We start from the raw sequence: 8,856 nt of genomic DNA, 5'->3' as shown, positions 1-8,856 counted from the left end.
ATGACTGAGACAACTTCTGCGGCTACTGCCGCCAATGTCAAATCGCCCACATCAGGCGAACAAAAACAAGCAAAGCCTAAGGGTGCATTGTTTAACAACAAGGGTGTAAATATAGGAATTTTGGTGTGTGCAATACTTGCTGTAGCAGGAATTGTGCTATGGGGTATACAGCTTACAGGTGGCATGGTGCAAACATCCATGAGAAACCTTGATAGCTGGGGCTTATACATTACTATGTTCATGTTTTTTGTAGGTCTTAGTGCAGGAGGTCTAATCATATCTTCTGTACCTAAGGCATTTGGAATACAAGGTTTTGGAGCAATTAGCAAAATCGCAGTATTTTCCTCTATCGCATGTACTATCGCTGCTATTGGATTTGTAGTAGTAGATTTGGGACAACCTGCGCGCCTTTGGGAGCTATTTGCATACTCAAATCTTGCAAGTCCGCTAATGTGGGACATCATAGTATTGGGTATATATCTAATACTGTCTTGTGTATATCTTTGGGCACAGCTGAAATATGAAAGTGGCAAGGTATCTGCACGTGCTCTTCGCATAATAAGTGTAGTAGCTCTTATTTGTGCAGTACTAGTTCATAGCGTAACTGCTTGGATATTTGGTCTACAGCAGGGACGCGAAATGTGGTACACAGCCCTTCTAGCCCCATGGTTTGTATCTTCTGCTTTGGTCTGCGGAACAGCTCTTATTATATGTATTGCTATTGCGCTTAAAAAATGTGGATACCTTGCACTTGAGCAGGCTCATATAGTAAAGCTAGCAAAGCTTTTAGGCACATTTGTATGTGTGGATCTATACTTCTTTGCATGCGACCTTCTAACAGCAGGCTTTCCAGCAGCTTCAGGTGCAGATATCGTATGGATGCTAGTTGCAGGACCTCTAGCTCCGTTTTTCTGGATAGAGATAATCGGCGGCATAATTTGTATAGTTGTATGCTTCTGCCCGCGTCTTCGCACAAATCCACTTATAGTCATAGCTAGCCTTTTGGCTATCATTGGCATCTTCTGCAAGCGCACACAACTACTTGTTGGAGGCTTTCAGATTCCAAACATCGAATGGCCAAGCGCTATAAGTTCTTCTACCATCACAAATTGGACTGCAGGTCTATCTGGAGCATACGAATCAATCGTTTATTGGCCGTCCCTTCTTGAGTGTGGAATAACGATAGGTGTAGTTGGTCTAGCAATTCTTATATTCCTTTTAGGTGTGAAGTATCTGCCCTTAAAAGATAAGACTGAATAGGCACTATATAACTGACAACTTTCTCTCTCCTGTCATCCCGGCTGCCTACCCCTCTAGGGCAGCCGGGGTGTGCATATTCAATATATACGCAATTGAAATAAGCAACAAAAGTCATACGCTTTCTAAATTTAAGGAACAATGCAGATGAAGAAGACTCTTATTACAGTTGTCGTGCTGCTTGTTTTTGGCATGGGCGTGTTGGGTGTTAGCTTTGCTGTGGAACCCGAGAGTGGCATCTATCCCATAACTGAAACGTCTCTATGTCCTGTTGTCGGATGTGCCTCGGGCACTTGTCATGGTTTTGCAGACGTGCCGCAACCGGACGGCGTGCATGAAATGGTTTGTCCCGAGGCGGCATGTGCTTCGCTAGAATGCCATGCTTGGGATACCCTTTTTACGCGATATCACCAAGCAAGTGATGCGTCTCTTAACATATGGATACTAATGCCTGTAGTACTTGTTGTAGTTTTGGTAGCTATTACGCGCTTGCTATCGAAGAACAACGGCTTACAGCATCAAAATGCGCAAGATGTGCGCGTTTCGTCAAATAGAGAAGAGGATACCCATGAATAAGTGGTTTATTGTATTGGATGTATTTCTTCTCGCGCTTTATGTGCTTTCGGCATTTCCTGCAATTTTCGGCATTCCAGCTCATGAATGGATAGGGATTTTTGCAACTTTAGCTCTTGTGGTGCATTGTGCTGCACATAATATAACTGCTAAAGGAATGCTGAAAAGCGGGATAAAAACAGCCAGATTTGCTTTAAATATCATCATTTTGGCAAGTCTTGCTATTTGTGCGGTGTCGGGAATTATGGTTTCGGGCACAGTCCTGCCAACATTTGGGTTTTATGCTGGCGGGTATTATTTCTGGGATCCGCTGCATGCCATATCAGCTAAGGTTCTTATGGCGGTATTGTTTGTGCATATAGTATTGAATATTAAGGTAGCGTATTGTTCTTGGAAGGCGGAGCCTCACGCATCAAAAAGGGAGGAATCAAATGCCTAATACAACTAAGATGTGGCATGTGCGTGCTGCACTATATGAACTTCTTGCATTTAGTTTTCGCTATCCCGATACGGCGCTTTCGCAAGCAGTTGTAAGCGGGGAATGGCTTGATGCTGCTAAAGAGATAACAGAAGCACTAGACCTAGATTGGGAATGTGATACCTATTCGGAAAAAAGCAATGACGCTGAAGCTTTTCTGCATGCCTTGCGCGCAGAAGCCACTTATTTGTTTATTGGAGCACCCGATCCAGCTGTGTCTCCATATGAGGGAATATGGCGGGCAGAAGACGACGGCGTACAAGGGCTTTTGTTTGTGAATCCGCATTCTATGGATGTGGAGCGGTTTTGCAACGCATGCGGGCTTGGTCAACCTGAAGGCACGAACGAGCCGCTAGACTATGTAGCAACCGAGCTGGAACTTCTCCAATATCTTGCCATGCTTGCATCTGGTGTTGATGTAAGCCAAACGGCTGTTTCGCTTGAGGATTTGCCGGGTGGCACGCCTGAAGCTGCTTTCCAGCAGTTCATGGATAATCATGTTCAAACTTGGATGCCTCGTTTTGCAGATAAGGTATGCGAGCAAACTCGCATTCCTTTCTACAGAAACGCAGCATCGCTTTTGAAGTGCACGCTAAGTTAGCGCCTTGCCTTTGAGCGCGTGCTAAGTGCATAGCCGCTATGCAGCGCGCGAAGTGCTAGGCAAGCGAAGTGCTAGGTAAACCAGCTTTGAACAATTGGGATGTATCCGGCAACCATTACTATCAGAACAAGGATAGGCAGCACATATTTTAAATAAGGTTTAATTGCTTTGGGGTAATGGATTCCTTTACCTGTGTTTGCTTCGCTAAGAAATGCATCCCAGCCCCAGCCTTGTTTACGTGTGCAGAATAGCAAAAATACAAGTGCGCCCAGTGGAAGCAGATTATTCGACACTATAAAGTCTTCAATTGCCTGAATGTTGCCAATACCCGGTATTTGAACGCCCGACCATACGCTAAATCCAAGCACGCAGGGCATAGATAGTATGGCTAGCGCCACTCCATTTATGGTGCAAGATTTCTTTCTCGACCATCCCCACTGGTCCATTCCAAAACTCATGATGTTTTCAAAAACCGCTATAACTGTAGAAAGTGCGGCGAAACTCATAAATACAAAAAATAATGCACCCCAAAGATTACCTAGTGGTATCTGGTTAAACACACTGGGTAGGGTTATGAATACAAGACCGGGTCCGCTGCCGGGTTCTACTCCGAATGCGAAACAGGCTGGAAATATTATCAGACCAGCCATAATGGCTACAAGCGTATCTAGTCCAGCAATGCGCAGCGCTTCTCCGGTAAGGGTATAGCTTTTGTTTATATAGCTGCCAAATATCGACATAGAGCCAATACCAACCGACACTGTAAAAAACGCTTGTCCCATGGCGGCTAGCATAGCGTCAAAGAAAGTGCTGGGTTCTGCGAACAGTCTGCCGAAATCGGGCATAAGGTAAAACATCAATCCATCGGCTGCGCCCGGCAGCGTTACGGCGCGTATAACTAGCACAAGAAGCACCACGAACAAAGCGCCCATCATAAATTTCGTGATACGCTCTACTCCATTGCGAACGCCCGCGCGCGTTACAAGCACGCCAATTAGAACAGTTATTAGTGTGTATGCGCTCATTTCAAGCGGATTTCCCATAAGCGCATTGAAAACGCCTCCAACTTGTGTGGCATCCATTCCGCTGAATGTGCCCATAGCGCTTTTCACCATGAAAGCCAACATCCAACCACATACGGCTGTATAAAACATCATAAGCAGGTAGTTACCGCATAGTGCTACCCATTTGAACCGGTGCCATTTTGTGGCGGGCGGTTCTAGCTTATCGAAGCTGCGCGCCACGCCAAGTTGACTTGCGCGCCCAACGGCAAATTCCATAACCAAAATGGGAAGCGCAAATATAACAAGAAACACCAAGAACATAACCACAAACGCAGCGCCGCCGTATTGACCGGTTATATAAGGAAAACGCCATACATTTCCAAGACCTATGGCACAGCCTGCGCTAATTAGAATGAATCCCAATCGGCTTTTGAACTGCTCGCGCTCCATATAGTAGCCTTTCATTGGGATGCTTAGTGCTCCCGAATAGGGGATATGTTGTCTTTCCTGAATTATATCTACATATAAGCTAGGCAAAAAGACTGGTTTCGGGCAACGTGGAGGATATAATTACGTTCTCTTGGATTTGATTAAAAGTGCGCATTGGGAGCATGTGCCAAAAATGCGTACTCAAGCGCGAAATTGTAGTTTGTTTTATATGGCGAATTTGCAAGGTGAAGGTGAATTGTGACTCTTCAACAATTGAGATACCTTATAGAGATAGCTGCATGCGGTTCAATTAGTCAAGCAGCACATAACTTATATACTTCGCAAAGTAGTTTGTCGGTTGCCGTGAAAGATGTAGAAGCGGAAATGGGCGTTACTATTTTTGAGCGCTCAAATAGGGGCATTACTGTTACGCGCGAAGGGATGGAATTTTTAGGTTATGCGCGCCAAGTTGTAGAACAAGCGAATTTGCTAGAACAGCGCTACGCCCGCGATGCCGAGCCAGTAGAGCAGCATTTATCGGTTAGCAGCCAGCATTACACGTTTTGCGTAGAGTCGTTTTTGGAGTTTGTTGACGAATACGAAGGATCGGGTTACACATTCACGCTGCGCGAGTGTAGAACGTCCGAAATAATTAACGACGTGCGCGACTTCCGCAGCGATGTGGGCATTTTATTTATGTCGTCGTTTAACCAGCAAGTAATAGGGCGTGCACTAGAAGATGCTAACTGTGCGTTTGCAAAGCTGTTTACTGCAAAGCCGCACATTTTCGTAAATTCGAACCATCCGTTGGCTGCGCAAAAAATAGTAACGCTAGACGATTTGACCGAATATCCGCGCTATACCTTTGAGCAGGGCAATTCCAATTCGTTCTATTATTCGGAAGAGCCCTTTGCCGAGCTGCCTGCGTCTAAGCGCGTAATAATAAGCGATCGCGGAACGCTTTCTAATTTGCTTACGCATCATATGGGCTATATCGTGTCCACTGGCGTTATGTCAAGCGAAATGAGTAGCGGTGTGGTGGCGGTGCCTATAGACACAAAAGAAATAATGACAGTGGGATATATCGTTCATAACGAACGCCAGCTTTCCAGTTTGGCGGCAAGATACATAGAGAAGTTACAACTATTTATAGAGGAGTATCAGGTTGGTTATTCCGGACTCTAATGATGCAGGTATCAATAACGCTAGCAATATGGGTAATGCAAACAGCGTAAAGAATGCGAGCGATCCTGTTTTTAGTGCGGAACAGGCGCATTTAAGTGAAGTTTATTCCGATCTTTTACGTATGCAAGATGGTTTAGCGCACAAGATAAGCCAGATAGACTTTAATGCGGCGGCAGATAAAGATGCAATGGCAGAAGAACTTACTCTGAACGCCACATCGTTTGATGAGGCGCTTGAGACATATGCTGCTTTTGCTACAGCTAACAGTGTTATCGACAGTTACAACATTGCTTCCGAAGCGGCAGTACGTAAATTACGCGATGTGCAGCTACTGTTGAAGCAGCCATATTTTGCGAAGATAGAACTGCAATATGGTTCTGCGGTGGCTTCGTCTGCTGCGGATAACGCGAACGCGGGTGTAGGTGCTGACGGGTCTGCCAGTGCTGATTCAGATGTGGCTGCGGGCGTGCGTGCTGATGGCGTTGCCGACGGTGTGCGCGAGCTCTACATTGGTGCGGCGGGAGTTTCCGATGAAGACTACAAACGCTTAGTGGTTGACTGGCGAAGTCCTGTTGCCGAGGTGTATTACAACCAGCAAATGGGCGATACGTCTTATGTGGCGAATGGTCGCAAGATAAATGTCAATTTGAAGCTGCGGCGGCAATTCGATATAGAACGCGATTGCTTGCGCGCGTATTTCGACACTTCGGTTGCCATAGAAGATCCGCTTTTATTACGATCGCTTTCAGATGCGCGTACACCACACATGAAAGCGATAACCACCACCATACAACGGGAGCAGAATACGGTTATTCGTCATGAAGATGTTCCGGCGCTGCTTGTGTCGGGTGTGGCTGGTAGTGGCAAGACATCGGTTTTGCTGCAGCGTATAGCGTATTTGTTCTATCGGCATCGCGAAGATTTGCGCCCCGATCAGGTGTATTTGATAACTCCAAATTCTGTATTTCGTACATACATAGAAAACGTGCTGCCAGAGATGGGGGAAAGCAATCCGCAGGCGCAAACTTGGGATGAATTGGCTGCGCGCTTGCTTCCGCACGATATGAAGCCGGGCAAGGGTGTATGCGATATTGAGCGCTTGCAAACAATAGAGCGCGGAATTGCGAACCTGCGTCTAACTCAAGCCGATTTTCGCGAAATACGCAGTGGGAAAGTGCGTTTTATTTCCACGAATCAGATAGATGGGCTTATGCATAAGCATAGCAATGTAGCAATGGGACCAAGGCGCATAACGCTTGTGCGTGAGGGGATACTGAAGCGTGCGGAGCAGCGTTTGCGTCGCATGGCGGCAAGCGATGATGCGCTAGATGAGCTTGATGCTCTTAGCGTAGAGGAGCAACTGCGCATATTCCGCGAAACTATTAGCCCGCAGACCGAGGCTGAGGCGCGCGAGCTTGCTTTGCGCATGTTGCGCGACAAGCATGCCGCGGCGCTTGATGCTATAGAAAATGACGAATGGCTGCGAATTGATCGCATAGGTATGCGTCTGCTTGATGCTAGTGGTGTGGCACCTGTTGAATGGTTGTATACGAAGATGGCTTTGTGCGGTTTATCGCAACCCGATGCGCGGTATGTGATGATTGATGAAGTGCAGGATTATTCGGCGGCGCAGCTTATGGTGATGGCGAAATATTTCCGTCGGGCGCACTTTATGTTGTTGGGCGATGAAAACCAGTCTATTGGCGAGACGGCAACATCTTTTGCCTGTGTGCAGCATATATTTGAACAAGCATGCGGCAGTTGTTGTAGATGCGATCTTATGATTAGCTACAGGTCTACTCCGCAGATAACACATGTGTTTGCAAAGTTGGCAACCTTAAATAACATGCAGATAGAGTCGGTACATCCCAATGGCAGCGAACCGCATATTGAGGAATACGCAAGCGAGGAAGAGTACATATCGGCGCTTCGCCAAGCTGTTAAACAAAAAGCCGATAGCGATGAGTTGACCGCCATAATTGTGCCGTGGAAAGCACAATTGCGCCTAGTGCAAAATCTTATTGGAGATAGTCTTTTAGTAGTGAATGCGCGCGATAGTTTGCCAGCAAATGGAGTGTTTGCAACAACGCTAAAACTAGCGAAGGGGCTTGAATTCGATAATGTAATCATTCCCGATGCTAGTGCGAAGACGTTTCCCGAAAATGATGTATCGCGGCGTAGGTTGTATACTGCTATTTCGCGTGCTACCTGCAATGTGGATATTCTTTCGCGCGGACCAATAAGCCCGTGGCTATCGGAAAAATATATGGCATGAGCAGCTATCGAAAATCGCTATAACTCAGTTTCTAGATTATTTCCTCTTTGATGGATAGGATGCAAACTATTAACTAAAGGCATCGTTGCGCTACTGACTCGGGAGGAAATGATGGCTATTTATAAAAATACAGCAGAGCTTATAGGCAATACTCCACTTGTAGAGTTGACTAACTATGAGAAAAATCATCAGCTGAAAGCAAGGCTAATAGGGAAAGTGGAATACTTCAATCCTGCCGGCTCGGTGAAGGACAGGGTTGCCAAAGCCATGATAGAAGATGCTGTTGCCTCTGGAAAAATAAATGATGAGACTGTGCTAATAGAACCCACTTCGGGAAATACCGGGATTGGGCTTGCTGCAATAGCAGCTGTGCGTGGAAATCGTCTGATAATAACTATGCCAGAAACTATGTCGGTAGAGCGTCGTAACTTAATGCGTGCATACGGTGCCGAACTGGTGCTAACTGATGGCACGAAAGGCATGAAGGGTGCCATTGCTCGCGCTGAAGAACTGGCTGCAGAAATTCCGAATTCGTTCATTCCGTCGCAGTTTACAAATCTTGCAAATCCGGCTATTCACTATAAAACTACTGGTCCTGAAATATGGAATGCCACAGATGGTAAGGTGGATATTTTAGTGGCGGGTGTTGGAACCGGAGGCACTGTGTCGGGTGCTGGCGCGTATTTGAAGGAGCAGAATGCGAATATACAGGTAATTGCTGTAGAGCCTGCTGGGTCGCCGGTGTTGTCTAGCGGGTGCGCTGGCTCGCATAAGATTCAAGGCATTGGTGCAGGTTTTGTTCCCGATACGCTTGATACTGAAGTTTACGACGAAGTTATAACCATTCAAGATGAAGAAGCGTTTGAAGTTGGTCGTGAACTTGCTGCTAATGATGGGCTTTTGGTAGGCATATCTTCGGGCGCTGCTGTTGCTGCTGCCACAAGTGTGGCTAAGCGACCGCAGAATGCGGGTAAGAATATTGTGGTAATTCTTCCCGATACTGGAGAGCGCTATTTGACCACTGCAATGTTTGCCTTCTCGGAGTAAAATGCCT

8 protein-coding genes are annotated in these 8,856 nt (G+C 46.3%); 7 read left to right on the top strand and 1 reads right to left on the bottom strand.

Annotated elements, in window-relative coordinates:
• The 4 genes from nrfD (at position 1) to G7Y46_RS07955 (ending at position 2,909) form a co-directional block, all read left to right on the top strand.
• Positions 1 to 1,260 (top strand): NrfD/PsrC family molybdoenzyme membrane anchor subunit, encoded by a 1,260-nt coding sequence (gene nrfD, locus G7Y46_RS07970; RefSeq protein WP_165062204.1) that lies wholly within the window; start codon positions 1 to 3, stop codon positions 1,258 to 1,260.
• 144 nt (positions 1,261 to 1,404) lie between these two features.
• On the top strand, positions 1,405 to 1,833 hold the full coding sequence (locus G7Y46_RS07965) for a hypothetical protein (protein WP_241157103.1): 429 nt from the start codon (positions 1,405 to 1,407) through the stop codon (positions 1,831 to 1,833).
• Positions 1,826 to 2,269, top strand: coding sequence for a DUF4405 domain-containing protein (locus G7Y46_RS07960; RefSeq protein ID WP_165253871.1), 444 nt, complete (start codon positions 1,826 to 1,828; stop codon positions 2,267 to 2,269). The genes G7Y46_RS07965 and G7Y46_RS07960 overlap by 8 nt, the downstream gene beginning before the upstream one ends.
• The gene (locus G7Y46_RS07955; RefSeq protein WP_165253869.1) at positions 2,262 to 2,909 is read left to right on the top strand and encodes a molecular chaperone TorD family protein; all 648 of its coding nucleotides are present in this window, start codon (positions 2,262 to 2,264) and stop codon (positions 2,907 to 2,909) included. Before G7Y46_RS07960 ends, G7Y46_RS07955 begins: the two co-directional genes overlap by 8 nt.
• 71 nt (positions 2,910 to 2,980) lie before the next feature.
• Here G7Y46_RS07955 and G7Y46_RS07950 read toward each other — a convergent pair whose 3' ends face one another.
• Complete coding sequence (locus tag G7Y46_RS07950; protein ID WP_165253867.1) at positions 2,981 to 4,363, bottom strand: sodium-dependent transporter; 1,383 nt, start codon at positions 4,361 to 4,363, stop codon at positions 2,981 to 2,983.
• Between the two features lie 237 nt (positions 4,364 to 4,600).
• On the opposite strand from G7Y46_RS07950, the gene G7Y46_RS07945 reads away from it, so the two are divergent.
• The 3 genes from G7Y46_RS07945 to cysK all read left to right on the top strand — a co-directional run bounded on the left by G7Y46_RS07945 (position 4,601) and on the right by cysK (position 8,849).
• A complete protein-coding gene (locus G7Y46_RS07945) occupies positions 4,601 to 5,527 on the top strand; it encodes a LysR family transcriptional regulator (RefSeq protein ID WP_165253865.1) in 927 nt (308 codons plus the stop codon).
• Complete coding sequence (locus G7Y46_RS07940; RefSeq protein ID WP_165253863.1) at positions 5,508 to 7,802, top strand: UvrD-helicase domain-containing protein; 2,295 nt, start codon at positions 5,508 to 5,510, stop codon at positions 7,800 to 7,802. Before G7Y46_RS07945 ends, G7Y46_RS07940 begins: the two co-directional genes overlap by 20 nt.
• Before the next feature lie 111 nt (positions 7,803 to 7,913).
• A complete protein-coding gene (cysK, locus tag G7Y46_RS07935; RefSeq protein ID WP_165062687.1) occupies positions 7,914 to 8,849 on the top strand; it encodes a cysteine synthase A in 936 nt (311 codons plus the stop codon).
• Positions 8,850 to 8,856 lie beyond the last annotated feature (7 nt).

The sequence above is a fragment of the Adlercreutzia sp. ZJ304 genome (genome assembly GCF_011039075.1).
Taxonomy (GTDB): Bacteria; Actinomycetota; Coriobacteriia; order Coriobacteriales; family Eggerthellaceae; genus Adlercreutzia_A.
The sequence above is the reverse complement of the archived record's forward strand: the minus strand, read 5'-3'. Positions and strand labels throughout refer to the sequence as shown.